Raw genomic sequence first — 25,781 nt, 5'->3', positions numbered from 1 at the left:
TTCTTATAAAAACGATGGAAATGGCGTGTCATTATCTGTTGTAAAAACATCATCGAAGCCACGATAAAAGTTAAATTCAAGTTTGTCTTTATCATTTGGATACGTAAATTTCCCGCCAACTTGCCAAATAAACGGTTTAAATTGATACTCTAATCGATCTTTTTTAAACTTCCAAATTTCAGTGATCTCTTTTGGATCAGCCATAAAGTTAGCCCAAATATCATAATGAACTGGAATAACAACCTTAGTATTTAACGATTCCGCCATCCGCAGCATATCAACAGAGGTTACCTTATCTGTGATGCCACGTGGATTTTCTCCGTATGCTCCCAAACAAACATCGATTTTATGTTCATTTCCGTGTTTTGCAAACAAATTAGAATAATGAGAATCTCCCGCATGATAAATATTGCCGCCACTTGTTTCAAATAAATAGTTCACAGCTATTTCATCCATATCCTGTGGCAATTTTCCTTTTAATGTTACTTCTGGATCTTCACAAGTAACTAAGGCAGTTCGATCAAAAGCCTCCAAAGCGACAATTTCTATATCTTTGATTGATACTCGATCACCAGGTTTTACAATCATTGTTTTATTTTCTGGAATTCCCCACTTCAACCACGTATTCACAACTTCTTTGGGTCCGATAAAACGTGCATCTGGACAATTTTGATGAACAGCCGCTGCAGTGTTGATATCTAAATGATCCGAATGAATATGAGTCACAACCAAAGCATCAACGTTTTTCACAGCAAACGGATCAATCACAAAAGGTTGCGTTCTTAGATTAGGCTGCATATTTTCACAACCACTCATTCGCATCATTTGATGTCCTTTTTTCATTTTGCCATCACCATGCGCTCTTTTTCCTGTACCACACCACAAATCACATAAGATATTTGTGCCTTCGTGAGATTTCAGCCAAATCCCCGTACAGCCTAGCCACCACATGGAGACCGTTCCTGCTTTTACTTTTTCTTGCTCGATCTCTTCATTCAAATATGTTCCCCATTCAGGAAATGTACTTAAAATCCAACTTTCTTTTGTTACATCATGAATTGTTGCCATATGATCCCTCCATATTATCTTAATCTCGATTACACTTTTCATTCTACAACAAAATAAACCGTTTTCAATCGTTTTATAAGATCGTTTAACTTATTTTAAGAACGTTTTTAACGGAAAATACATTTTAAAAGATAAAACCATATTTTTTATGTTCATATAATCATTTTTATGATATAGTTGCGGTGAGGTGATAAATATGAATAGTTTTGTTTGGAAAAGTGTTTACTTCGTAAAGAAAGGGCTCTTATGGATTGCCTACTTATTGTTTGCTGTATACATCGGATACCTAATTTATACAACCCAAGAATTAGGAACTAAGCTACTCTTTGGCAGTCTTGGCTGTATTGTTTTAAGTATCACTTTACTTTTTGAATATCTAAAAAATATATATGAAAAAATGATCTACGCTTTGACTGTAGACTGTGATTTAAAAAGAGCCGATGAACTAAAAATGATATTACAGAAAAAAGATTTGTTTAATGGCTTTAAACAGTCTATTATTATTTTTGACAGCTTACTTTTGTTAGATGAAGGAAAGTATGACATTTGTTTAGAGCATTTATATAAAAATCAATTGTTTTTTCATTCTACACTTGATTACCTCTTCATTTATTATCATACGCAAATGCACTGCTATTCTTTTTTGAATGATGAAAAAAATGTAAAAATAGCTATAGAACATTTATCTAAGTTGAAGAATGTTAAAAAGAAACAGATGCGTGGATTATTTTCATGGCACGAAATTGCGGGAATAAGCTATTTCCATCAAAATAGAAATAAAAAGTGCTTAAGTGAATTAGAGTTAATCGATAAAAATCGACTGAATAATCGGGAATTGACGTACCTTTTGTATCTGAAAGGCCAATGTTTACTTAGATTAAATGAGACATCCGAAGGCTATCGTTTATTGAAAGAAGCAAAAGAGCTGGGAAATACACTTGCAGTTACCCAAGTGATTTAGAGTGGAGGAACTTAAATGAAAAGCTCACACAAAACAATCAAAGAACGTCGAGATAAAGTACTCAAACTATTGAATAACCAAACAAGTTTGCTAGTAAAAGATATCAGCCGTGAATTGGCCGTCTCTGACATAACGGTTCGTCGTGATTTGACTGCTTTAGAAAAAATGGGATTAGTTCAAAGAGCGCACGGAAAAGCTCGAATCGTTGAAAAAACTGGAACAGAAGATTATAACGAAGAAATTGAAGTTTTAAAAAATATTATTGCTAAAAAAGCAGCAGAATTTGTGAAAGACGGGGATACCCTATTTATTAACACAGGGTCAACAGCTTTGTCGTCGTTGAAACATTTAGAGGACAAACGTGTAACCATCGTTACGAATAACGTAAAAGTAGCTAATTTGGACCACAATCCAAACTCAACAGTCATTTTATCAGGCGGTGAGATTCGCTTTCCAAAAGAAGCATTAGTTGGCGACATTGCGATCGACTCATTTTCCAAAATGTCTTCTGATATCTCAATTATCGGCTGTTCTGGTCTTAGCGTTGAAAATGGTATAACGACTCCGGTTTTACACGAATCTAAAATCAACTCACTGATTATCGAACGAACGAACGGCTTAGTAATCGTTGTTGCTGATTATCGTAAAATAGGACTTTCCTCTAATTTTACCAGTGGCAATATTAAAGATATTAATTATTTAATCACGGATACCTTTGCATCTCCTGAAGTTATTCGGGAAATCGAAAAACAAGGTGTTCAAGTGATTCAAGTTGAATTTTAAATACTACTAGCTTTACACTCTGGAAAATCATTGAACCTTTTCCAGAGTTTTTTTACTTAATAAAAAAAGCGAACTTATGATACAATTTAGTTGTAAATAAATGACATTTAAAAAAATAGGCAACAGTGTTCTTTAACTTCAGCATCTAAAAACAAGGAGGGCTATTATGCGAATCAAACAATTGGATTATATTATAAAAATTGTTGAATTTGGTTCTGTCAATGTCGCAGCAAAACATCTATTTATCACTCAACCAAGCCTTTCCAATGCTGTGAAAGAACTAGAACAAGAGATGGGTATTCAAATTTTTCAAAGAACACAAAAAGGAATGGTTCTGACTACAGAAGGAACAGAGTTTTTATCCTATGCTCGACAGATTTTAGAACAAGTGGATCTGATGGAGGAAAAATATAAGGGCACCGAAACAAGGCGGAGACTATTCTCTGTTTCTGCTCAACATTACGCTTTTGCTGTCCATGCCTTTGTTCAGTTAATTAAGTCCTATGATAAAAATGAATATGAGTTTACCTTTCGTGAAACTCAAACAAATAACATCATCGAAGATGTTAGTACTTTCCAAAGCGAGTTAGGTATTCTTTATTTGAATACGTTTAATGAAAAAGTAATCCGTAAATTGCTAAAAGAAAAACAACTAACCTTCCGCCCACTATTCACAGCTTATCCTCACGTTTTTGTGAGCAAAAAAAATCCTTTAGTTGGGCGAAAATCAGTACAATTAGCAGATTTAGAAGACTTTCCTTATCTCTCTTTTGAACAAGGACAACTTAATTCCTTTCACTTTTCTGAAGAGATTTTGAGCACACTATATCATAAAAAAAGTATCCGTGTTAGTGATCGAGCAACCTTATTCAATTTTTTGATTGGACTTGATGGCTATACAATCAGCTCTGGCGTCTTAAGTCGTGAATTAAATGATGAAAATATTGTTGCACTGCCATTAGAGGTCAACGAAACAATGGAGATTGGCTGGATCCAATCCAATCAACTGTCCTTATCCCCATTAGGAAAAGAATATTTACGGTACTTAAAAGAACATATTGTTGATTATGGTTTTACCATTGCTGAAGAAAAATAAAAAAGTACTGATAAAATACGGTTGATTTTATCAGTACTTTTTATTTTTTTAGGCTTAACGAGTTTGCTTCTCTTTTTTTATTTGCTTACTTCTTAACTGTCCACAAGCAGCATCGATGTCTGTACCATATTCTTTTCTAATGACACAGTTGACGCCATTTTTCTTCAAAACATCGTAGAATTTTAAAACATCGGCTTTTGCACTGCGACTATACTGATCATGTTCACTTACCGGATTGTAAGGAATCAAGTTTACAAAGGTTAACTTTTTCTTATCCTTCAATAAATCAGCTAGCTGTTGCGCATGTTCTGGGCGGTCATTTACATTACTCAACATAATGTATTCAAATGTGATTCGGCGATTTGTTTTCTCCAAATATTCATCTACAGCGTCCATCAATTTTTCAATTGGAAAACTACGATTGATTCGCATGATTGATGTCCGAACATCATTGTTTGGTGCATGTAAAGAAATTGCTAGATTGACTTGCAATCCTTCATTCGCAAATTCTTTAATTTTTGGTACTAAACCACTTGTAGAAACTGTGATATGACGAGCACCAATTGCCAACCCTTTTACATCGTTAACTGTATGTAGAAAATTCATTAGATTATCGTAGTTGTCAAACGGCTCACCAATTCCCATCACCACAATATGACTTACTCGTTCACCTTCACCACGTTGATCAAAGTAGTGTTGAACTAACATGATTTGAGCAACGATTTCTCCAGCAGTTAAATCACGTTGTTTTTTCAATAAACCACTTGCACAGAAGGTACAACCAATATTACAACCAACTTGTGTGGTTACACAAACAGACATTCCATATTCTTGACGCATCAAAACTGTTTCGATCATATTTTTATCAGGTAACTCAAATAGGTATTTTACAGTACCATCATTGGCTTCTTGAATGATCACTTGACGTAATGGATTAATAATAAAATTTTCTTCTAATAGTTCAATCGTCTCTTTTGATAGGTTGGTCATTTCGTTAAATGACATCACACGCTTGATATATAACCATTCCCATACTTGAGTAGCTCGGAACTTTCTCTCATCGTGTTCAATAAACCATGAAATAAGTTCTTCTTTTGTTAAACCGTAAATGGATGCTTTTTCCACTAGTTTTCTTCCTCATTTCTTCTAAACATTCGCTTCATACTATAACTTATTATAGCCAATTTGTCCACATGCTGTCTAGGTTATCGTGGATGCAAACTCTTTTTATCCGTAGGATCTATCTCTGTCATTAACGGTAACTATTAAAAGTTTTCATAGGCAAAAAGAACTGTGCTTTTAGTTTAAATTTCGGCTGCATCACCTTTAGAATATAGAAGCTAAGAAAAAAACGTTCAGATTATTTTCCTAATAACCTAAACGTTTTTTTGTACTTTTTTAAATTTTATGCTTGTACCAAATGATACACTTTTTTGAAATAAAAGACACGAGCAATAAGATAATAAACAAGTTGAATTAGGATAAACACTCCCAACACCTGCCATCCGGCGACCTGCATGCCTTGGTTGAACATATGATACATTGCAGTTAGCGCCACTGCTCCATGAATAACAGAAACAATGATTGGCGTAAAGAATAGAATTCCGACTTGCTGATAAATCATTTTTTTCAATTCTTTTTTAGTCAAACCCATTTTATAGATCATTTTGAATTTTTCTACATCTACATCCATGTCACTGTATAATCTGAAATATAAGAAGCTTCCAGCAGAAACAAAGAAGACGATTCCGATAAAGATTCCAACAAATAAAATTGGAGCATAGTAATCAGTGATCGATTGTTTTGAATAACTTTTGGCCATAAATGGTCTATTCTTTTCTTCAAATTTACCAATTGATACTAATTCATCGTAGCTAGTATTTTTCGGTTGCCAAACAATCATTGCTGTACTTTCCATGTTTTTCAAATCGGTTTTGTCTGGTACAAGTACAGTTGCTCCATAGGCAGAAACAACATCTGTTTTTTCCTTTTTATCAATGGTTACCACTGAACCATCCGATAATTTAACCTCATTTATAGCTGGCTCTTCAACGCCCATAGTGTTCGTTGACACCAACTGAACTGCTTGCCCATTCGTTTTGATAGTTGCCTTGTTTACTATTTTAGCCAAACGATTATACTCAGATTCTTTAATAAAATTAACTTGATCCGCATTTGTGTAGGTGATCAATTCACCTTCATCCACTTGAATGCCTTTATCTGCCAACAATTGTGTAAACTTCTCTTGTATTGGAGCTGTTTCTTCAACGGCCCCTGAGATCTGAAACTCATAAGGCACTTGATTTATTCCATTTAAAATCATATGTTGAAATCCATATAAGGTACCAATCGCTGCAAAAGCTACAGTTGAGATAATCGATACCAAAAAAAAGGAACGAGCATTATCTTTCATGCGAAAAGCCAAATCAGAGAAAACAACCATATTCGTTTTTTTCCAAAAGATAGATTCTTTCTTTTTAACTCCCTCAATAACTGAAACACTTAGCTGATTGAATAAAAAACGAGTTCCTACTACAACTAAAAAAATCACGGGGATCATAACTACTGGTACTAACATACCTTGCACGAACAAAGCAATCCCATAACCAACACCAATCAGAAAAACAGCTAATACTGTTTTAACATGAGAGCTTTTGATCGTCCCTTTCCCTAAATCCCCTGCTTTTAATAATTCTTGCAAGCTTAATTTTGGTAATCGGAATTGAATGAAAAAAGAAATAGCTAAAAATAAGACTGCAAAAGAAAGAACAGTTAACATAAGGGCCTGTGTAGGAAAATAAAAGCCAAATGTCAAATGCATTAACTTATTACTTAGCCATAAAATAACTTGTGAAAAACCAATCCCCGCAAGGCTGCCAATAACTGTGGCAAAAAAGCCAATGACCAAATTTTCAATGAAAACCATTTTTTTCAATTGTTTCGGACTCATTCCTTGTATCATCAACAGACCGAATTCTTTTTTCCTAGACTGAATAAAAACGTCCATTGAATAAAGGACAAAAAAGAATGCAAAGCCATAAATAATAATTGCGGCTGCCAGCATACCCATTTGCGCATTTTTATTTAGTCCACTTGATAAGGCTGGATGAAAAGCAAAAACCGTAAAAGTAAAGAAAACCATTACCGAAAATAATGTGCTTAAAAAATAAGCCATGTATAAATGCCTATTTCTCAAAGTGTTTCGAATAACAAATTGACTAAAACTCATTATCGACACCTTCAATCTCAGATAGTTTTAACATGATCTCATCATAAAACATCTTTTGATTTCCATTGTGATGGATTTCATCAACTAGTTCACCATCTTTAATAAAGACAATTCGTTTACAATAACTTGCTGCTAGAGGATCATGAGTCACCATTAGAATCGTCGCATTTTCTTCCTCATTTAGTTGTTGTAAAAGTTCCATAACATCTTTAGATGATTTTGTATCTAAATTGCCTGTTGGCTCATCTGCTAATAATAATTGCGGTTGATGAATCATTGCACGGGCTACTGCCACTCGCTGAGCTTGTCCCCCAGAGATTTCTGCAATCCGTTTTTTTAATAAACTAGCAATTCCCAGTCGATTAGCTAAAAGATTTAGCTTTTCTTTCATAACAGAGATTTGTTCTCCATCCAAAGTTAACGGCAAAACAATATTTTCTTCAACTGTTAATGTCGGCATCAAGTTAAAACTTTGGAAAATAAAGCCTAGCTCCCTACGTCTAAATTTAGCAATTTCCTCTTGATTTAACTGATTAGGGTCTTTCCCATTCATTAAAATGTGACCAGATGTGGGTTGGTCAATAGTTGCTAAAAGATTCAGAAATGTACTTTTCCCACTTCCAGAAGGTCCCATGATTCCTATAAATTCGCTGTCGTTAACGGTTAGGTTTATCCCTTTTAATGCGTCATATTTGATTTCAGTTCCGTATGTTTTCGATAAATTTTCAACTTGTAACATAATTATCGCTCCTTCTCTCTACTGTGTTAGTCTAGTCTATTTACAACTAACCCACCATAGAAAAAAATAACAAGTTGCTTACACTTTTGTAAGCAACTTGTCATAAAAAATGGTACGTATTTTATCTAAGCTTTATTCGTTGATTTAATACCATACTTTCTTGCACACACTTTCATTTTTATTCCATCGTAATCTCTGAATCTGGAATTGCTTTAGGAGAATATGGATTACTTGGTGTTTGCCATCTTAAATGGAAATATGAAACAGGTGCTTCTTTATTGAAATGCTCTGTCGTGATTCTAATTGTTTGTCCTGCTCTTAAATAGCGGAAATTTGATAATGTTCCCCCAGTTATATTGTCTCGATCAATAATTTTTTCGTCGTCTAAATAAACTGCTCCATTATCATCCACTTCAATAGAGAATGTGTAAAGCCCTGTGTCCTTAACCGTTACGTATCCAACTTTTTTAACTTTATAGTAATCCGGACCTAAATCAGGATGTGGTGGTACACTATTGTAATCATCATCGAAATTCTTTGCAGTTCCCGTTCCTTTTTCTATGAAGTATCCTAGATACTTAGGAAAATCATAAAATGTTACGCCGACACCTTCTCTTTTCCTTACTGTTACTTCAACAATTGCGGTCATCCCATTTGATGCAGTTACTGTAATTTTCGTTTTTCCAACTGCTTTAGCTTCCCAGTTACCTAATGCATCCACTGTCATGATCTCTGGATTCGCACTGGTAAAGGTCACGTTCTTGTTAGTTGCATTATCTGGCGTGATCGTCACTTTTAGTGTTCCTTTATCTCCTACATATTGATCTAAAACTGAGGGTTCTACCTTGATACTTGTTACTGGTACTTCCCTTTCTCTCACTGTTACTTGTACAAGGGCATTTTTCCCATTTGACGTAGTCACTATGATCGTTGTTGTTCCAACTGCTTTGGCTACCCAATTCCCCGATGCATCTACTGTCATAATCTCTGGATTTAAACTAGAGAAAGTTACGTTCTTATTCGTTGCGTTAGCTGGTGTAATCGTCACATTTAATGTTCCCGTGTCTCCTACATATTGATCTAGGATGGATGGTTCTACTTTTATGTCTTCCACAGGTATCTCTCGTTCTCTCACAATTACCTGAACCGTTCCAGTCACTCCATTTGATGCAGTTACTGTAATTTCCGTTCTACCAACTGCTTTGGCTACCCAATTCCCCGATGCATCTACCGTCATAATCTCTGGATTTGCACTGGTGAAGGTCACGTTCTTGTTAGTTGCATTATTTGGCGTAATCGTCACTTTTAGTGTTCCTTTGTCTCCTACATATTGATCTAAAACTGAGGGTTCTACCTTGATACTTGTTACTGGTACTTCCCTTTCTCTCACTGTTACTTGTACAACTGCAGTTTTTCCACTTGACGTAGTCACTATGATCGTTGTTGATCCAACTGCTTTGGCCACCCAATTCCCCGATGCATCTACTGTCATAATCTCTGGATTTAAACTAGAGAAAGTTACGTTCTTATTCGTTGCGTTAGCTGGTGTAATCGTCACATTTAATGTTCCCGTGTCTCCTACATATTGATCTAGGATGGATGGTTCTACTTTTATGTCTTCCACAGGTATCTCTCGTTCTCTCACAATTACCTGAACCGTTCCAGTCACTCCATTTGATGCAGTTACTGTAATTTCCGTTCTACCAACTGCTTTGGCTACCCAATTCCCCGATGCATCTACCGTCATAATCTCTGGATTTGCACTAGTGAAGGTCACATTTTTATTTGTTGCGTTAGCTGGTGTAATCGTCACATTTAATGTTCCAGTATCACCTACATATTGATCTAAGATGGACGGCTCTACTTTCACTTTTTCTACAGGAATATCTTTTTCTCTCACTGTTACAGAAACTGTGGCCATTTTATTATTAGAAGTTAATACTATTATCACAGTTACACCAGGGGATTTGGCTTCCCAGTTTCCCTCTTGATCTACTGTCATAATCTCTGGATTTACACTTGTAAAAGTTGCATCTTTGACGTTTGTATTACTAGGCTGATAGGTAACTTTTAGCTTACCAGTATCTCCTACAAATTGATCTAATACCTTAGGCTCTACTACAATTTTATCTGGTAGTACTGGCTTTTCTCTGACTATCACTTGGACAACAGCCATCTTACCATTAGATGTCGTTACAAGAACCATTGTATTACCAGGAGATTTGGCTACCCAATTTCCCTCTTGATCTATGGTCAAAATGGATGGATCTACACTCATATAACTTACATTTTTATTTGTAGTGTTATCTGGTGTGATCGTTACTTTTAGCTTACCTGTATCTCCTACATATTGGTCTAATATTTTTGGTTCCACTGAAATACCATCGGCCAGTATCTCCTTAACTGTTACTCTTACATAAGCTGTTTTTCCATTTTTCGTCGTTACTGTGATAATCGTGTTGCCAACAGCTTTCGCTTCCCAGTTCCCATCTTGATCCACAGTCATAACAGACGGATCAAGACTGGCATATGTCACTTCTTTATCTGTAGCGTTATTTGGTGTAATGGTTACTTTTAACTTACCTGTATCTCCTACAAACTGGATCAATTCTTTAGGTTCTACGCTGATATCTGTTACAGGGATGTTTTCGTATAATGCTAAGTTTACATTTGTTTTCTTATCTTGAGTTTTCAAATCGAATTGAATACTTTTCCCATTCTTATCAAAGTTATTATTTTCAATGACTTCATACTTAGATGGAATTGATAATGCTTTTACTTCATATGATTTATCTGGCGTAATTTTTGTGAATGAATAGTTTCCGTTTGCGTCAGATTTCGTTGTTTGGACAAGCGTTGAACTTCCAATCAAGTAAAGACCTAAGTCAATTCCTGCAATACCTTTTTCTGACGTATCTTTGATGCCACTTTTATTTTCATCATTGAACACTGTACCTGTTATTGAGGGATCTGTTGAATTGAAACCTATCCAACCGCCTGTATACGTTTCATCATCATCCAGATCGAAATGGCTAGAAAATCCCTCTGAAGAAAAAGGAAGAGGACCACTTGTAACTTTCACATATCCTAAAGGATAATCTATTTTTAACTGGTACATACCAGAAGCAAGTTCGTCAAAAGTGTATCTACCAGCTTTATCTGTTACTGTTTTTTTAATTTCAGTTCCAGAATCGTCTAATAATCGCATTGTAATTCCTTCAATTCCAGATTCATTTGGATCTTGTTTACCATCTGAATTTAAATCTTCAAAAAGAATGGCACTAATAGTAGCTGTACCTGCAGCTCTGTTTACTTTTCCTTGTGCCATTGCAGGAACTCCTGAAGTTAGTATACTTAAAACTGTTACTACTACTAAAATGATATTTATTATTTTGTATTTTTTCATGTTATCTCCTTTATTAATTTACGATTACTAATTTTTTACTTTAATTATTACATCAAATTTGAAAGAAACCTATCCAACCGTCTGTAAATGTTTCTCCATTATCTAACTCAAAATAACTAGAAAGTCCATCTGATGAAAAAGCAATAGCTCCAGTTGTAACTCTCACATACCCAGTAGGAAAATCTATTTTTAACTGATACATCTCAGACGCTAGCCTACCAAAAATGTATTTTCCTTCTCTATCTGTTACTGTTTTAGCAATTTCAGTTCCAGAATCATCAAACAACCGCACTGTAATTCCTTCAATTCCAAGTTCATTCGGATCTTGTTTGCCATTCATATTTGAGTCTTCAAACAGGATGGCACTAATAGAACTACTTCCATTCGCTTTGTGAGATATTGCTTCAGCCATCTCAGATTCACCAAAAAACAACGTGATCAGAAAAACAGTTAAAAGTAAAAAAACAGTTGAAAATTTAAATTTTTTCATATTATCCACCTTCCTTAAAGGTATTTTTGAATATTTCATAATAAAAAAATATCCCAAAACTATAAAATGTTCCCCATTCTTTTTGTTTATTAACAACAAATTAGACTATCGTAGGGGCAAACATTTAGCTTTGGGATCTTCTGTAAATATTAAAGACTACTCTTTATACTTAGTGATACAACATGCTCTAGATCATACATTTAAAAAGGGGTAAACATTTTTTTATTTTTTTGTTTTAGACACCAAGTAAATCGGGTGTTGTATATAATAATTCTTGTGGAATTAATTTATACGGTAATGGGTTAGATGGCGTTGACCAAAATAGATCGTAGTAATATCTTCCTGTTGAAGCTTGACCTGAACTATAAAATGGTGCTACTACCTTCACTTTAATAATTTGTCCAGCTTGGAAATACAAAGGACTACCAGGCTGAACGATAACATCATTTACATGAATTTGAACAACCGCAGATCCACTACTTGTAAACCTATAGCTCCCAGTATCTGTTAACTTAATATAAGCTGTTTTTTTCACTTGGAATCCAGCTGCTGGATCAATTCCTGGATAAGGTTGAGCATTGGCTTGGCAAGTGAAATCAAGTGTACTGTCTTCATATTGACTAGCGACTGGAATAAAGCTAGTAGTCAAACCTTGACGTTTTTCATATTCCGTGAAAACACCATGAACTAATTTATCAGGAACAACCACATCTGCTCCTAGTAAATCAGGTGTTGTATATAGTAATTCTTGTGGAATTGCTACAGCTGGTCCGATTACGCCAGAAGGCACTCTCCAATAAACATTGGTTACGTACTGCCCGAAACTACTTTGAGCTGAAGTTGGAAACGTACTAACAACTTTTACTTTTACGATTTGTCCAGCTTGTAAAGAAACATAAGGATAATTCGCTTGAAGCAACATATCATTTATATAGACCTGTGCATTACCACTGCTACTTGCTGAAAACATATACATACCTGTATTGCTTATTTTAATATATGCAGTTTCACTCACTCTAAATCCATTGTTAGGATTAATCCCTGGGTAGGGCTCTTTATTAATACTACATGCAAAATCTAAATTTTTGTTTTCGTACTGACTTGCAACTGGAATATAGTTGTTACCTTCTCTTCTAAAATATTCTGAATATACTCCATGAACTAATTTTGTATCCGCTCTACTTGAATTACCTTCTTCTGCTGAAGCAACACTTGAATTTATGCTAATGAATACTAAACAAGCTAGTAAAACACCGCTGATTGCCAAAAATCTTTTTTTCATATTTGAAATCATTTTTTTCATCCTTTTTTTATCTTTTTTAGTTTACCCCACGCAATTGTAACACTAAACAAATATCGTGTAAATTGTTTATTTCAACTTACATTTTGTATACAAAAATACAAAAAATAAACAAATAAAAAGATGGAAAAGCCATTGTTTTATTTGAAATAAATATTTTTTCAACAATATTCCGTCTTACTTTATATATTTCAAAAGATACTTTTCTTTTAAACGTCGCTCTTAGTATTTTGTTTTTTCTTTTTAGAAGGACGTTTTTGTTTCACCTTATTTGGCTTTCTTTTCTTCTTACGCCGATTTTTATTTTTCTTTCGATTTTGTATAATGATGGTTCCCACTACTAATCCGATCATTAGAATAATGGCCGCCCCCACAGCTAACCATAGAACAAGATTTGTGTTCTCCTTCTGTAAATAGACAGATTCATCATTAAACTTTTTTGCTTCTCCCTTTGAAATGGTGAACACTTTTTTTAATTCGTAAGTTTTTTCATCCGCTGTGAGCTTCATCACAGCTTCATATTTTCCAGGAATCATTTCTGTATCTTTCATATCAAAACCAAACTTTACCGTCGAATGTGGTGCCATCTGAAAGGCATCTTCTTTTCGAGTATAGATTACCTTGTTGCTCTTTTGGTCAATTACCTTGCCATCAATCGTCATTTTATGAATAATACTAGGCGCTTGATTTTGTAGTATGGCTTCTATAAAATTGTGGAAATTACGTTGTCCAGCCTCTACTTTAATCAAATCTAGTTTATTTTCGGCTTTTGTATCTGATTCTGTTATTACAATTGGAAGACTATAGGAAAACGTATTTATTACTGCTTTCTCTTTATCTTTTTCTGTCTCTTGGTACTTTTCTGAGAAGTGGAGACCACCTAAAAGTTGCCCTTCATAGGGTGTTGTTGGTATGTTTATTTCAGCTATGACATCTTTACTTTCATTTGCTTCTAATTTAACTGTTGACTCCTTCAATTGAACAAGCTCTTTCACATCAACACTCATACTACTGTCTTTTTCTTTATCAAACTCTTTGTAGCTGATGACGCCTCCATCGCTAGTTGTCCCTCGTGTTACTTTGATAAAAACTTCTATAGGATTATTAGAATAATTCTTTATTCTTGCTCTTATTTCTTGGAAACTACCTGGTGTTACTTTTAAATCGTAATAGCCACTTTCTCCTTGTCGCTGATTCTCAGGGTAAATGGCCTCAACAGAAAAAGCTGCACCTGTCCCTCCCGAATTTGTTGACTCAGAAGCTTGCGAGTCATTTGCAGGTAAAAGAAAAAGACACAATCCTACCAACCATAAAATACATTTATTTACTTTACCCATCTAACTGCTCCTTATTTGAAAATAGAAGTTAAGATAAACATTTGCATCTTATCAACCCAAAGGCGGTGTATCTTTGGAAAAACACATGAGTTTATACTTTTATCAATGTACATTCGCTTTTTAAAGGTCTGAGATATAACTCGACGAGTTCTACCTCAGACCTAGCATTTAATTTTATTTTACGATAAAGGACTTAGTGTTGGTTTTAACTCCCAATTTAACTGTGCTTGATATGTTCCAGTTTCAACAGCTGTCTTAGCAGGCATTCTAAATGTTACACCATCAGTAACAGAATCCTTTGTATGAGTATTGTTGCTATTTGACCCTAATGCAAGTGAGAAGTCGCCTAAACCTTGGCCTGTGGAAGCATCAGAAGAAGCTACGGAAACTTCTGTTCCTGGTGTTAACACTAACCCATTAGCTACATCTGTGGCAGCAGCTTTAGAATGAATCGTTGGTTTAGCTGTACTTGTCCCTTCATAATTTGCGTTGGTAAATACAATTTCTCCGCCACTAATTTTTTTAGTAGACTCATCTGTAAAAGTAAATTCACTGGCTGTCACGGAAACAGTCCAACCAGTTCCACGGTTCGTTCTCATATCATGAGTTGTTATCCACGGTGCACGATAGACTGGCTTCTTATTCTCGTCCCATGCTGGAACAACTTTAGCCTTAGCTGTCATTTTTGCACTAGATTTTTGATTTGATCCAAAATCTAAATCTGGAACTACTACTAATTTTAAATCGCCAGGATTTTTATTGCCCCCAGGATTATCTGGGTTCGTTGGATCTGTTGGATTAACTGGATTCGTTGGTTTCTCTGGGTTTTCTGGATCGGGAATATTGTTAGAACCATCATCTGTAAAGCTAATATTTCCATTACTTACCCCTTTTGTTGCTTCTGGATAAGTAGTAGTAGCCTCTGCATTTAATGCTCTCATACCTACGATTGCGGCCAAAGCAGCACCGCACATTAATAATTTTGTTAATTTCATTGTTTACTCTCTCCCTACAAACTTTTTATATTATTAAAGTATATTTACTTTAGTAACCAATCATTGATTTTATCTAACATAGTTTAACTATTTTTTATTGTTTACTTTTCTTTCTCATGATCCCCAAAAATGCTATAACGACGAATACTAGACCAATAACAAGTACAGAGATGGCACTTTTTTCTCCTGTATTTGGAAAATGGGGTTTACTTGAAACCACCTGTTGTTTCTCATAACTCTCTGTTTCTTGTGAATTGGGCGGATTAGAAGAATTAGTTGTTCCAGTGTCGTCTGCTTCATAAAAACTAATGCCCCCAACAGTCGTTGTATTGGCTGGCCCATTATACTCTTGTGCCTCTGCCAAATAGCTTGGACTTAATAGACTAAAAAGTAGAACGAAACCCATGATACACACTATTTTTTTCATATTCTAATCCTTTCTCTGTGGATTTTCTGTTTAGCTACTTTTTCAAAACGTTCTTTCGCTTCTTCTTTTTCTTTCTTCGTTGCTCCATTCGCTTCTTCCTAGCTTGTTTCTTTTTGTACATACGGAAAAGTAAGAATAGTAGAAGAAGTAAGAGCAAAGATAGTAACCCGATTAATACGAGAACTAAACGATTTTCAAAGATATTTTCTTTTTTGATACTTACATCTTTTTGATTATAACTTTTTGCTTCTTCTGATGTGATTTGGAATTTCTTTTCGAAACGCCAATTTCTTTCCTTTTGATTAGCTGTTCCTTTAAACACATAGCTTCCCGCTTCAAAAGGTTTTCCATTCAAAGGAATTGGTAAATCAAACGTGCTATTTGGAGCAATTGATACATTCTTTTTATCCAATGTCAGCACTGGAGCCTCTGCTCCCTCTTTTGTTACGGTCCCTTTGAAATTAACATCTGATAGATAGCTTGGCTGAGCATTCTCTAGCAATAAACTAATGACATTTCTGGCATTTTCTTGGTCACTTTTCACTTTTTTTAAAGCTAAATCACCTAATATCTCCTTACTATTATCAGTGGTTCTTAAAATCAAACCAATTTCTCTGGCAAAATGATTTTTTATATTCCCTTCAGTTTTAGCTGTCGTTTTATTATATAAATACAAACCGCCTGCTAAAATCCCCTCAAAGGACTGTTTTGGCATTTTGACTTGTAAGGTTAACTTATATTCTTCTTTAGCTTTTAGTACAATCTCTTTTTCAGAAATGGTTATGATATCTTCAATGTTATACATTAAACCTGCAGATTTTTCTTTACTTTTTACTGAATACGTCACAACCCCCGCTCGATTTGTTTGAGCTCTGTTGACAGAAGGGATAATAATAATCTCCTTAGAAGAAGTATTCGTCAATACAACTTCTAGTTCTTGTATTTGACTTGGTGTCATCTTCAAATCAAAATAGGTCACTTCTTTTGTATACTGATTCTCTGGTAACTTTACATCAGCCGTAAACCCAGCAAACGTTTCTTGATCTTCAGCATAGACAAATACACTAGTTACAAAAAAAGAACTGATAACTACCCCCATGGCTAAAAGACTAAATAGTTTTTGTTTGATGTTCATTCTTATCCCTTCCAGAAAACAACTATGGGAAGAGCGCATCCCATAGTTGGTCTAATTACTCATTTATGGTGCTGGTGTATCTGATAATGTCCATGTTAAGCTTGATTGATATTCTACTGCTTTTTTAGCTGTTGCAGCTGGAACCGCTAATTCAAATTTAGTTAATGCTAATGTTGAGATTCCATCACCAGTTGTAGCTTTAGCTCCAAAAACTAATTGTTCCCCACCTACACCTGGTGCTAAAGTAAATGAGCCATTGATTTGGCCTCCTGTAGGAGCTGTGCCACCAATATTCGTTACAGCGCCTGTAGTAATAGTCAATGCAGCATTTTCTAACACAGCAGTGCCTTCTTTCTCTTTAAATTGATCTGTTTGTGCTACTTTTACGCTCCAACCAGCTTTATTACCACGTTCATCGTTGATGTTTAATTTACCTGTAGTAATTGTTCCGTTTTCAACGCCACCTTCAGTAGCCGTCCACTTCTCAGCCGCTTTGTTTTGAATTTTGTGTGAACCAAAGTTTAAGTTAGCTGGTAACCCAGATCCAATAGTACCGTCTCCCGGATCAATAGTCATATCTCCTTGAGTATAAGTAACCGTTGCATTTGTTGCTTTAGTATCTTTATCTACAGCCAATGCTTGGCTTGAAAAACCAAACGCTGATAGTAGCAATCCTGATAATAAAGTTACGCCCGTAAATTTTTTCATGTTTAAAAATCCTCCTAAAATAATTTTATATTAAGCTTTTTCAAGCTTTATAACTTGTTTGATAACAATTGAATACGTTTTATTGCTTACTGTGGAACATCAGAAAGTGTCCATGTAAGAGATGAATTATACTGACTCGCTTTTTTATTTGTTGTTCTAGGAACTTTTAAAGAAAATTTATTCAAAGGGATTGTCGTCGTTCCTGTCCCTTCGGTGGTTTTAGCCACTGCAATCTTAGCTTCCACGCCACTTTTTAAGTCAACAGTACCTTCTACCTGACTGGGTGAATTAGAAATCGTATTGCTTACTGGTCCGATTTCTAAATTAAGATCGGTATTCAATAAGGGAGTACCTTCCGCAGTAATGAAATCTTCATTTTGTTTTACTTTCAGCGTCCATCCACCACTTGTACGAGTGTCATCGATTACTACTTGTCCTACAGTTGGCACCCCATTTTCATTTGCCGTTAATGTTTCATCCTTGGAATGTTGAATTTTAGTTTTTCCAAAATCGAGGTTGGTGGGAAATGTGCTGCCAGTCATTTTTACATCTGCTTTTTTATTTGTTTTTGTCTTCATATTGGTTGGGTACCATAAAGGTTTTGAAGAAGGATCAGGATATACTAACTCTACATCTGCCAAACTAACATCAACTGGTAATTTATCCTCTTCAGCTAGTACGTAACCTTCTGGTGCTTGGGTTTCAATAAATGAATAATTTCCCTTGAAAAGTTGATCTACTTGAACAATTCCTTTTTCATCTGAGATCAAATCTGCTTTGACCAATTCTGTTGTATTGTTCTCATTATTTTTTACTAAGTTGAACTTCGCTCCTGGAAGAACTTTATTTGTATCTGCATCTCGTTTGGTTAGCCTGACGCTTCCCCAGCCTTTCATATATTCGACGACGACCGAGGTATTATCTGACGGTAAGTCTACATCAAAGTAGGTTGCTCCTTGCCGAGCAAAATAACCAGCTACTTCGCTCACTCCACCAGCAATTCTATATTTTCCTGATTGTAAATCGGAAAATATATACTCACCATTTACTGTCGGCACTGATTTGATAGGATCTGACAGATTGTTATGGGAATAAAGAACTACCATACCGTTAACTGGTATACTATGATCATCCGCATCCACCGTATTCACCTTAATAGAATAGGTTTCTGCTTTATTCTCATTAGCTGCTTTTTTAGGTTCGATAACTTGATCGTCCTTCTTATTTACAGAATCTTTCTCTTCAGGCTTTGTTGTAGATTTCTCTTTTGTTTCTGATTTTGTTTTTTCGTTTGAGTCCATGGTTGTTTTTTTCGCAGAAGATACTTTTAACATCGTTACGTCTAGTTTCAATTTGTTTGCAGTATCAAACTGAAAGGTTAGTACTTGTTTTTTATTCTCTACGGAAGAGTCTAGACTTGCCAGAAACTCAATATCTACTTCTCTCTTTTTAAAATCCGCAAAAAAATCACTGACTTCAAAAACCAATACTTTTGAGCCTTCAGTTTCGTCGATAATGTTCCATGTTCCTAGAACATTTTCTTGTTTATCCTTCACTTCAACTGATCCATTATTGCTAGGCATGAGGAGTGGAACTTTCGTCGAGAAGGTTTGATTTTTCGTAAGTTTCATTTCATCTGGTATTGATAAATGGTACTTCACTTGGAAAGTATCGTCGTAGTTAATTGTCTCTCCATTTTTAATCGGTGTTTTTGACACTGTTTTCGTTTTTAGATCATATTTTGTTAAATTGACATCTTGAAAAACAGTTGTTTCAGTAGCACCTTTTTCATCACTCGCTTTGATTCTTTCATTACTAAAATAATTTAGACTGAGTATACTTAAACAGCCTATCAGAAATACTAAACTAATTTTTTTTCTCATACATAACAACTCCTATAGAATATGGTATTTAAAAAAGAAGGTTTAAAATTCATTTGATGTACGCACTCTTTTCTACAAGGCTTCTTTATTTAAACGAAAGCCTTTAGAGCGAACAGTTCGAATTAAATCCTTTCCTTCTTCCCCTAATTTTTTTCGAATCAGAAAAATGATATTAGCTACCCGATATTTGCGTTTTGAGTGCTCTCCTTTCCATAAATGATTAGAAATTTCTTGATACGTGACAACTTCATCGGCACGATCGTAAAGAAAAGATAGCGTCATAAACTCTAATCGAGTAAAACAAATTTCTGATCGACCATTAAGCGACAAACTTTGCGCATCTTTATTTAAGATGACCGAAGTTGAAATCTCTGTTGAAGTTTTCGGATGAACCAAACAGTTCAAGGTGTTTTTCATGATGATAAAATCATTTTCTTCTGTCTCACTGTCTTTAACAAAGATGCCGTTTGCACCTAAATGGAGACACAGCTTCAGTTCTATCTGCGTCATTGGGGCATCTGTGTACAACCATATTGGGATAGAAAAATTTTCTTTTCTCAAATTAGTCAACCATTCCAATCCTTTGATTGTATGATTATTCGTTTTATGATTCACATTAATTAGAATTCCATTTACTTCGCTTAATTGATCCATTTTTTTTATTTCTTTTGATTTAAATCCATATGAATGTATTTTTTCGGTTAAATCCAAATCAAAAGAATGTTCCGATATGACTATTCCTAATGTATACATTTAATGTGCCTCTCCCTGTTTCATATTTTTATGTAAAACATGAAACAACAGCTAAAACACTATTTAAATAAGGATTAGATATGCTATTTGACGGCGAAAGTGACGGCGTCAAAATTTAAAATAAACATTTTTTTATTCTTTTTGAATAACTAACGTTATCAAAAAGATAAAATAGGGCTAACCCCATTTTTATTGTGTTTACATTAAAATTGTAATTCATCTAATTTTTTAATAGCTCTACGATTTTCTTCTAAAAACGAACTAGTATATGTATCTAGGGTCAACTTGATTGAAGAATGACCTAGCAATGAACTAATGGCGGCAATATTTACTCCTAGCTCCACACAACGTGTCGCAAACGTGTGTCTTAGCGAATGGAACGATATATCTGTCAGTCCAATCTGCTGTTTGATTTGCTCAAAACGATAACTGACCGTTCTGGGTTCAATTGCATGATCACCGTTACCAATAACAAATTGTGACTTAGATTCCTTTTTCCATATCACTAAGGACTGTTTTAATTTTAAGGAAAGCGGAATAAAACGATTTGAGTTTGGTGTTTTGGGTGCTGTTTCGATAATTTGTGTTTTATTACCGGATTCATCAGGTAAACTGATTCTTTGCGTGGTTCTATGAACGTGAATCATGGAAGATTCAAAATCAATATCCTCCCATTTTAATGCGCAAATTTCACCAATTCTCATCCCAGTTTCTAAGGCTATTAATATAGGTAGTCCTTTTTGAGTTTGAAGACTGGCTTGCTCAATTGCTTTGTGTTCCCCTCGTGTGAGTGCTCTAACTTTTTCTTTATGAACTTTGGGTAATACCGTGTCTTCACATGGATTAGAATAAATATATGCTCTATCTTTTGCTGCTTCAAAACAGCCTTTCACTATTCGAAAAATGACATGGACAGAACTCGCTGATAAGGTTTTAGACAAATGTTCGATTAGTTGATCGATATCGGTTGGCACAATTTTCTTCAATGGCCTCCCTTCTAAAAAAGGTAAAACATGTAGCTCAATTTTATTTTTGTAACTCGCAAATGTACTTTCTTTTATCTTAGGAGCCATAATAGAAGTAAGCCAAATCTTCGTCCAATCTCCAAAAGTTCCATAAAATTCTTTTTTCGTTTTTGAATAAAACACTGTCGTTTGAATTTTTTTCTCAAGCAATTGCTCTTTTACAGAACGGTAAGACTGAGCATAGACATAGCCGTAATGAATAGATCCATCATTTTTTCTTGCCTTGGGGTATCTTCCTTCCCATCGACCATCTTTTCGTTTATAAATATTTTCTCCTCTAGCCAAAAAATCAAATCCTTTTCTATAAATTTTGACGGCGCAATTGACGGCTTTAAAAAACATCCTTATAAATAAAAGGTTATTTGACAATATAATAAACGAAATTCTCATTTTTTTGTAGTAATATGCTAAAAAATTGAGAATTTTATTTAAAAAGGCCTATTGATTTATTGATTTTAAAGGGATATACTAATTTCAGTTAAGAAATTTCATGTTTTACATAAAACTACGAAAAGTAATTTAAGTAATACATAAAGATTTGTTTTTTTAAATAAAAAAAATCAAAAAATTTCATTTTCCGAAAATAAAATAACACGAAATGTAAAAAAACAGACATATAAGAGCCTATTTTTGGAATGAACACTATATAGAAATATGATTAAGTCAACAACCAACGAAACATAAAATTTTAAAAGAAAGATTAGTTTATATTCCCCCTATTTTTTAGTCATTTCACCCATTTTAGACAAGTGAAATCATTCAAAATTTTTCACTAAAGAGAACGACAACTGCGCTCTCATCCTCTATAAAAAAGGCTGGATTGATCAACATTTCACTAATAAAATCACTTCTAAATATGAATAGAAAATAATTTAATTTCATTAAACGATTTAAAAAAAAATTCATTATTTACTTTTTAAAATCATAAAAGACCCTTTATCAACAATAGTTGATAAAGAGCCTTCCTATGATTTTTTTCTTTGAATTTATATTCCAATCTTCATTTTTTTTGCAGAGTGATTAAAGATTTTTGTTTAAACAAACTCTACGCTTCATACTCAATCACATAAGGATAAAGCACTGTATTATAGACTGCCTCTGAATACTCAACCACTTTTCCTAAAGGGCTCATAGATTTCCGTACTCTTTTTAATCCATTTTTTTCAGAAGTATCTAGAATTCTTTGTTGCTCTGTTGTTAATTCAACCGTTTGAAAACTATCTTCAAACTTAACAATCTCAATGCCGTTTTGATCCATCAAGCGATACAATGACTCATTTTCAAATTCTTCTAAAGAAACATCTGCCAAACTATTCGGCAAAAAATAATTAAAATAAATATATGGTTGGTTATCCAGTGTATATAAACGTGAAACTTTTACCACTTCTTCCCCCAAACATTGATAAACTGGAGAATCTGGTCTGACTGTCACTTTTTCCAAATTTAAAATTTTCTTTGCTACTTTTTGTCCCGAATCATTCAAATATTCTGTAAACGTTCCTGCTTTTGATAGTTTATTATAGGGACGATTGCTTAAAACAGTCGTTCCTTTACCGCTTTTTTTCTCTACCAACTCTTCTGATGATAATAATTCGATTGCTCGACGAACCGTGATTTTACTCACATCAAATAACTGTTCAAGTTCAGCTTCTGTCGGCAATAATGAACCTACCGGATATGTACCATTCATAATATCTGCTTTGATTTGATCTGCGACATCTAAATATAATACGCTTTTTCTTCTCATATCATCCATCCTTATATTTTCTATTTACTCTACCTTTGGATCTTTATTCATTAGTTATTGAGGTATATTACTCTAATTTTAATCCCATTTATGATTTTATTCAACTTTTCCTCAGTCTATTAGAGAGATTTTGTATATTATACCAAAATTTATAATTGCAACAAACCTCTTTGTATATAGCAAACTGTGCGTTTATTTGAATAGCCTACATCTAATTTTAAAAAAATGAAGTACGCTTTTTTAGCCTACTCCATTTTTTAAAGTATTTTCTTTTATTCGGAACCATGATCCATTGGCCCATCTTCAAGAGTCGGCTCAAGAAAAACTTTTCTTGGCTTACTGCCTTCTGATGGCCCGATTACACCGTGTTCTTCCAACTCGTCAACCAAACGAGCTGCACGATTATAACCGATTCTAAAACGTCGTTGTAGTAATGATATACTTGCCGTCTGCATTTCTACGACTAATGCTTTGGCTTCTTCATACAATTCATCCTGCGATGCTTCACTGTGGCTACCAGTCGTTTCTTCTTCTGTTGGCATCATGCTTTCTTGATAGTCAGCTTCTTGCTGTTCAGTAACAAAAGTTACGATTCGTTCAACTTCATGATCCGAAATAAAGGCTCCTTGGACACGAATCGGCTTATTTTCACCCATTGGCAAGAACAACATATCACCACGACCCAAAAGCTTTTCAGCTCCGTTACTGTCAATGATCGTTCGTGAGTCCGTTCCACTGGAAACAGCAAAAGCCATGCGGGAAGGAACATTTGCTTTAATAATCCCCGTGATAACATCCACACTTGGACGTTGTGTCGCTAAAATCATATGAATTCCTGCCGCTCGTGCCATTTGTGCTAAACGAATAATCGCATCTTCCACTTCGTTACTAGCAACCATCATTAAATCGGCTAACTCATCAACAATTACAACAATAAATGGTAATATCGGACGATTTTCACCATCTTCCAAATTCTTTTGAATAACCAGCTCATTATATCCAGAGATATTTCGAACCCCAGTTGCTGCAAATTTTTCATAGCGAAATTCCATTTCTTGCACAACTTTTTGTAAGGCTTGAGCGGCTTTTCGTGGATTTGTAACTACTGGTGTCAATAGATGAGGAATACCGTTATAGACATTCAACTCCACCATTTTTGGATCAATCATCATCAATTTGACTTCATGAGGTTTTGCTCTCATTAAAATACTTGAAATAATTCCGTTAATTGCAACAGACTTCCCGCTCCCAGTTGACCCTGCAATCAATAAGTGAGGCATTTTAGCCAAATCAGCTGACTGAACCATCCCTGAAATATCTCGCCCAAGCGGTACTTCCAACAACTTATCTGGATGACTTGGCTGTGCTTCAATGATATCTCTAAATGATACTGTACTCACTGTGCTATTAGGTACTTCAATCCCAATCAATGATTTCCCTGGGATCGGTGCTTCCATCCGCACATCTTTTGCAGCAAGTGCCAAAGCAATATCATCAGTCAAACTAACCACTTTGCTTACCTTTACCCCCACTGCCGGTTGAATTTCAAACTTTGTTACAGCAGGTCCTAAGCTAGCTTTTACAACTTTCGCATCTACCCCAAAACTTTTAAAGGTTTGTTCCAATACACCAATATTTTTTTCGATTTTTTGATACTCTCCGCTTTGATCAGCGGAAGGAATTGAATCTAACAATGTTGATGGCGGCAATTCATAATCACGATCTTCAGCTTCTTCTGAAATTTCAAAATCTAAATCACTGCTCTCCTCATCCATTTCTGATTCAACTATCGGCTTTTGTTGTACAGGAGGCATTTGCGCCTGACTTTGAAAACTATCGATAGGAACCAGTGTTAACTGTTCTGGTTCCTGTACTTCTTTTTCTTCTTGCTCCCATGCTTCTTGTGCTAACTTCTCACCTGGCGTTAACTCTCTGACATCATTTTTCAGACGTTCTTGAGCAAGTTGTTCTATTTTCGCTTGTTTCGCTGCACGCTTTTCAGCACGTTTGGCTTCTTTTTCAGTCTGCCGCTCTTCGCTTCTAGCTGTTAAACCACTGAGTTTTTCACGTATAATCTGCAAGCCACTCATTACTTGCTGAAAATCAAGCATACTCATTAAAAATACACCGATCAATAGTAGTAAGCTTGCGATCAAGTAACTGCCAAATTGTGCAACTAAAAAGAACGTCATGTTATAAAGTGCAGCCCCTAACATACCGCCGCCAACATTTTCAGCTACAGTGCTTGCCTTTAAATCGATTCTCAGAAAGTCCCATGTTGTCCCTAATATCTCGGGTGTCTGAGTGCCAACATTACGAAACATATATGCATGTAAAAATAATAAAACACCTAAATAAACAAATATGCCCCCGAAAATTGGACGACTTTTTTTGATAGGAAACTCTTTTCCATAAATAACCAAAGAAAGGCCGTACAGCATTAGTAAAATAGCAGCAATGGAAAATGTATTTCCAATAATCACACGTAAACCATTGGCGATCAAGGTGCCAAGAAATCCTAATTTTAATAGTCCGAATAATCCGAAGAAGATAAAAAAGATACCAAGAAAAATGAAATTAAGATGTTCTTGCTGTTGTTGTTGCTTTTTTGTCTTTTTCTTTTTTGCACTTTTCCTTTTTTGTGCCATGTAACATCCCTCTTTTCAATCAGTATCCATTATACCTAAAAATCGAGCCGA

At 34.9% G+C, this 25,781-nt stretch carries 20 protein-coding genes; 3 read left to right on the top strand and 17 right to left on the bottom strand.

Annotation, left to right across the window (positions count from 1 at the left end; all coding sequences use genetic code 11):
• Nucleotides 1-3: 3 nt before the first annotated feature.
• On the bottom strand, nt 4-1,068 hold the full coding sequence (ulaG, locus tag BCR23_RS06025; RefSeq protein WP_069634571.1) for an L-ascorbate 6-phosphate lactonase: 1,065 nt from the start codon (nt 1,066-1,068) through the stop codon (nt 4-6).
• A gap of 196 nt (nt 1,069-1,264) precedes the next feature.
• Here ulaG and BCR23_RS06020 point away from each other — a divergent pair, with 196 nt between their 5' ends.
• The 3 genes from BCR23_RS06020 to BCR23_RS06010 all read left to right on the top strand — a co-directional run bounded on the left by BCR23_RS06020 (nt 1,265) and on the right by BCR23_RS06010 (nt 3,908).
• Nucleotides 1,265-2,029 carry a hypothetical protein gene (locus BCR23_RS06020; protein ID WP_069634570.1) on the top strand — a complete coding sequence of 255 codons (765 nt, stop codon included), beginning with the start codon at nt 1,265-1,267 and terminating at the stop codon, nt 2,027-2,029.
• Nucleotides 2,030-2,044: 15 nt separating this feature from the next.
• Nucleotides 2,045-2,812 (top strand): DeoR/GlpR family DNA-binding transcription regulator, encoded by a 768-nt coding sequence (locus tag BCR23_RS06015; RefSeq protein WP_069634569.1) that lies wholly within the window; start codon nt 2,045-2,047, stop codon nt 2,810-2,812.
• A 166-nt stretch (nt 2,813-2,978) separates the two neighbouring features.
• A complete protein-coding gene (locus BCR23_RS06010; RefSeq protein ID WP_069634568.1) occupies nt 2,979-3,908 on the top strand; it encodes a LysR family transcriptional regulator in 930 nt (309 codons plus the stop codon).
• A gap of 54 nt (nt 3,909-3,962) precedes the next feature.
• Here the strand turns inward: BCR23_RS06010 and rlmN are convergent, their stop codons facing one another.
• The 16 genes from rlmN to BCR23_RS05930 form a co-directional block, all read right to left on the bottom strand.
• Complete coding sequence (gene rlmN / locus BCR23_RS06005; protein WP_069634567.1) at nt 3,963-5,033, bottom strand: dual-specificity RNA methyltransferase RlmN; 1,071 nt, start codon at nt 5,031-5,033, stop codon at nt 3,963-3,965.
• 280 nt (nt 5,034-5,313) lie between these two features.
• The gene (locus BCR23_RS06000) at nt 5,314-7,137 is read right to left on the bottom strand and encodes an FtsX-like permease family protein (RefSeq protein WP_069634566.1); all 1,824 of its coding nucleotides are present in this window, start codon (nt 7,135-7,137) and stop codon (nt 5,314-5,316) included.
• Nucleotides 7,127-7,876 (bottom strand): ABC transporter ATP-binding protein, encoded by a 750-nt coding sequence (locus BCR23_RS05995; protein WP_069634565.1) that lies wholly within the window; start codon nt 7,874-7,876, stop codon nt 7,127-7,129. The genes BCR23_RS06000 and BCR23_RS05995 overlap by 11 nt, the downstream gene beginning before the upstream one ends.
• A 178-nt stretch (nt 7,877-8,054) precedes the next feature.
• Nucleotides 8,055-11,282, bottom strand: coding sequence for an Ig-like domain-containing protein (locus tag BCR23_RS05990; protein WP_069634564.1), 3,228 nt, complete (start codon nt 11,280-11,282; stop codon nt 8,055-8,057).
• Between the two features lie 52 nt (nt 11,283-11,334).
• A complete protein-coding gene (locus tag BCR23_RS05985) occupies nt 11,335-11,772 on the bottom strand; it encodes an SdrD B-like domain-containing protein (RefSeq protein WP_069634563.1) in 438 nt (145 codons plus the stop codon).
• A gap of 235 nt (nt 11,773-12,007) precedes the next feature.
• Nucleotides 12,008-13,066, bottom strand: a complete 1,059-nt coding sequence (locus BCR23_RS05980; protein WP_069634562.1) for a PA14 domain-containing protein — start codon at nt 13,064-13,066, stop codon at nt 12,008-12,010.
• 215 nt (nt 13,067-13,281) lie between these two features.
• The gene (locus BCR23_RS05975; RefSeq protein ID WP_069634561.1) at nt 13,282-14,409 is read right to left on the bottom strand and encodes a WxLIP family cell surface protein; all 1,128 of its coding nucleotides are present in this window, start codon (nt 14,407-14,409) and stop codon (nt 13,282-13,284) included.
• Between the two features lie 179 nt (nt 14,410-14,588).
• Nucleotides 14,589-15,404 carry a WxL domain-containing protein gene (locus BCR23_RS05970; RefSeq protein WP_069634560.1) on the bottom strand — a complete coding sequence of 272 codons (816 nt, stop codon included), beginning with the start codon at nt 15,402-15,404 and terminating at the stop codon, nt 14,589-14,591.
• Nucleotides 15,405-15,498: 94 nt separating this feature from the next.
• The gene (locus BCR23_RS05965) at nt 15,499-15,831 is read right to left on the bottom strand and encodes an LPXTG cell wall anchor domain-containing protein (RefSeq protein ID WP_069634559.1); all 333 of its coding nucleotides are present in this window, start codon (nt 15,829-15,831) and stop codon (nt 15,499-15,501) included.
• 34 nt (nt 15,832-15,865) lie between these two features.
• A complete protein-coding gene (locus BCR23_RS05960; protein ID WP_167352154.1) occupies nt 15,866-16,966 on the bottom strand; it encodes a WxLIP family cell surface protein in 1,101 nt (366 codons plus the stop codon).
• A gap of 63 nt (nt 16,967-17,029) precedes the next feature.
• Entirely contained in the window at nt 17,030-17,674 is a 645-nt protein-coding gene (locus tag BCR23_RS05955; RefSeq protein WP_069634558.1) for a WxL domain-containing protein, read from the bottom strand.
• An 86-nt stretch (nt 17,675-17,760) separates the two neighbouring features.
• Nucleotides 17,761-19,557, bottom strand: a complete 1,797-nt coding sequence (locus BCR23_RS05950) for a WxL domain-containing protein (protein WP_069634557.1) — start codon at nt 19,555-19,557, stop codon at nt 17,761-17,763.
• A gap of 72 nt (nt 19,558-19,629) precedes the next feature.
• On the bottom strand, nt 19,630-20,310 hold the full coding sequence (locus tag BCR23_RS05945; protein WP_069634556.1) for a winged helix-turn-helix domain-containing protein: 681 nt from the start codon (nt 20,308-20,310) through the stop codon (nt 19,630-19,632).
• Nucleotides 20,311-20,513: 203 nt separating this feature from the next.
• Nucleotides 20,514-21,620, bottom strand: coding sequence for a tyrosine-type recombinase/integrase (locus BCR23_RS05940; protein WP_083241896.1), 1,107 nt, complete (start codon nt 21,618-21,620; stop codon nt 20,514-20,516).
• 760 nt (nt 21,621-22,380) lie between these two features.
• A complete protein-coding gene (locus BCR23_RS05935; protein WP_069634554.1) occupies nt 22,381-23,082 on the bottom strand; it encodes a GntR family transcriptional regulator in 702 nt (233 codons plus the stop codon).
• Nucleotides 23,083-23,354: 272 nt separating this feature from the next.
• Nucleotides 23,355-25,730, bottom strand: a complete 2,376-nt coding sequence (locus BCR23_RS05930) for a DNA translocase FtsK (RefSeq protein ID WP_069634553.1) — start codon at nt 25,728-25,730, stop codon at nt 23,355-23,357.
• Between the last annotated feature and the right edge of the window lie 51 nt (nt 25,731-25,781).

The sequence above is a fragment of the Enterococcus quebecensis genome, assembly GCF_001730365.1.
GTDB lineage: Bacteria > Bacillota > Bacilli > Lactobacillales > Enterococcaceae > Enterococcus_L > Enterococcus_L quebecensis.
This window is presented reverse-complemented; position numbering and strand designations above follow the sequence as displayed.

Excerpts from the sequence above, each read along its gene's own strand:
- BCR23_RS05950 (WP_069634557.1), bottom strand. The coding sequence starts at position 19,557 with ATGAGAAAAAAAATTAGTTTAGTATTTCTGATAGGCTGTTTAAGTATA.
- BCR23_RS05980 (WP_069634562.1), bottom strand. The coding sequence starts at position 13,066 with ATGATTTCAAATATGAAAAAAAGATTTTTGGCAATCAGCGGTGTTTTA.
- BCR23_RS05945 (WP_069634556.1), bottom strand. The coding sequence starts at position 20,310 with ATGTATACATTAGGAATAGTCATATCGGAACATTCTTTTGATTTGGAT.
- BCR23_RS05990 (WP_069634564.1), bottom strand. The coding sequence starts at position 11,282 with ATGAAAAAATACAAAATAATAAATATCATTTTAGTAGTAGTAACAGTT.
- BCR23_RS06015 (WP_069634569.1), top strand. The coding sequence starts at position 2,045 with ATGAAAAGCTCACACAAAACAATCAAAGAACGTCGAGATAAAGTACTC.
- BCR23_RS05985 (WP_069634563.1), bottom strand. The coding sequence starts at position 11,772 with ATGAAAAAATTTAAATTTTCAACTGTTTTTTTACTTTTAACTGTTTTT.
- BCR23_RS05995 (WP_069634565.1), bottom strand. The coding sequence starts at position 7,876 with ATGTTACAAGTTGAAAATTTATCGAAAACATACGGAACTGAAATCAAA.
- BCR23_RS05930 (WP_069634553.1), bottom strand. The coding sequence starts at position 25,730 with ATGGCACAAAAAAGGAAAAGTGCAAAAAAGAAAAAGACAAAAAAGCAA.
- BCR23_RS05970 (WP_069634560.1), bottom strand. The coding sequence starts at position 15,404 with ATGAAATTAACAAAATTATTAATGTGCGGTGCTGCTTTGGCCGCAATC.
- BCR23_RS05960 (WP_167352154.1), bottom strand. The coding sequence starts at position 16,966 with ATGAACATCAAACAAAAACTATTTAGTCTTTTAGCCATGGGGGTAGTT.
- BCR23_RS06010 (WP_069634568.1), top strand. The coding sequence starts at position 2,979 with ATGCGAATCAAACAATTGGATTATATTATAAAAATTGTTGAATTTGGT.
- BCR23_RS05975 (WP_069634561.1), bottom strand. The coding sequence starts at position 14,409 with ATGGGTAAAGTAAATAAATGTATTTTATGGTTGGTAGGATTGTGTCTT.
- ulaG (WP_069634571.1), bottom strand. The coding sequence starts at position 1,068 with ATGGCAACAATTCATGATGTAACAAAAGAAAGTTGGATTTTAAGTACA.
- BCR23_RS05965 (WP_069634559.1), bottom strand. The coding sequence starts at position 15,831 with ATGAAAAAAATAGTGTGTATCATGGGTTTCGTTCTACTTTTTAGTCTA.
- BCR23_RS06020 (WP_069634570.1), top strand. The coding sequence starts at position 1,265 with ATGAATAGTTTTGTTTGGAAAAGTGTTTACTTCGTAAAGAAAGGGCTC.
- BCR23_RS05955 (WP_069634558.1), bottom strand. The coding sequence starts at position 17,674 with ATGAAAAAATTTACGGGCGTAACTTTATTATCAGGATTGCTACTATCA.
- BCR23_RS05935 (WP_069634554.1), bottom strand. The coding sequence starts at position 23,082 with ATGAGAAGAAAAAGCGTATTATATTTAGATGTCGCAGATCAAATCAAA.
- BCR23_RS06000 (WP_069634566.1), bottom strand. The coding sequence starts at position 7,137 with ATGAGTTTTAGTCAATTTGTTATTCGAAACACTTTGAGAAATAGGCAT.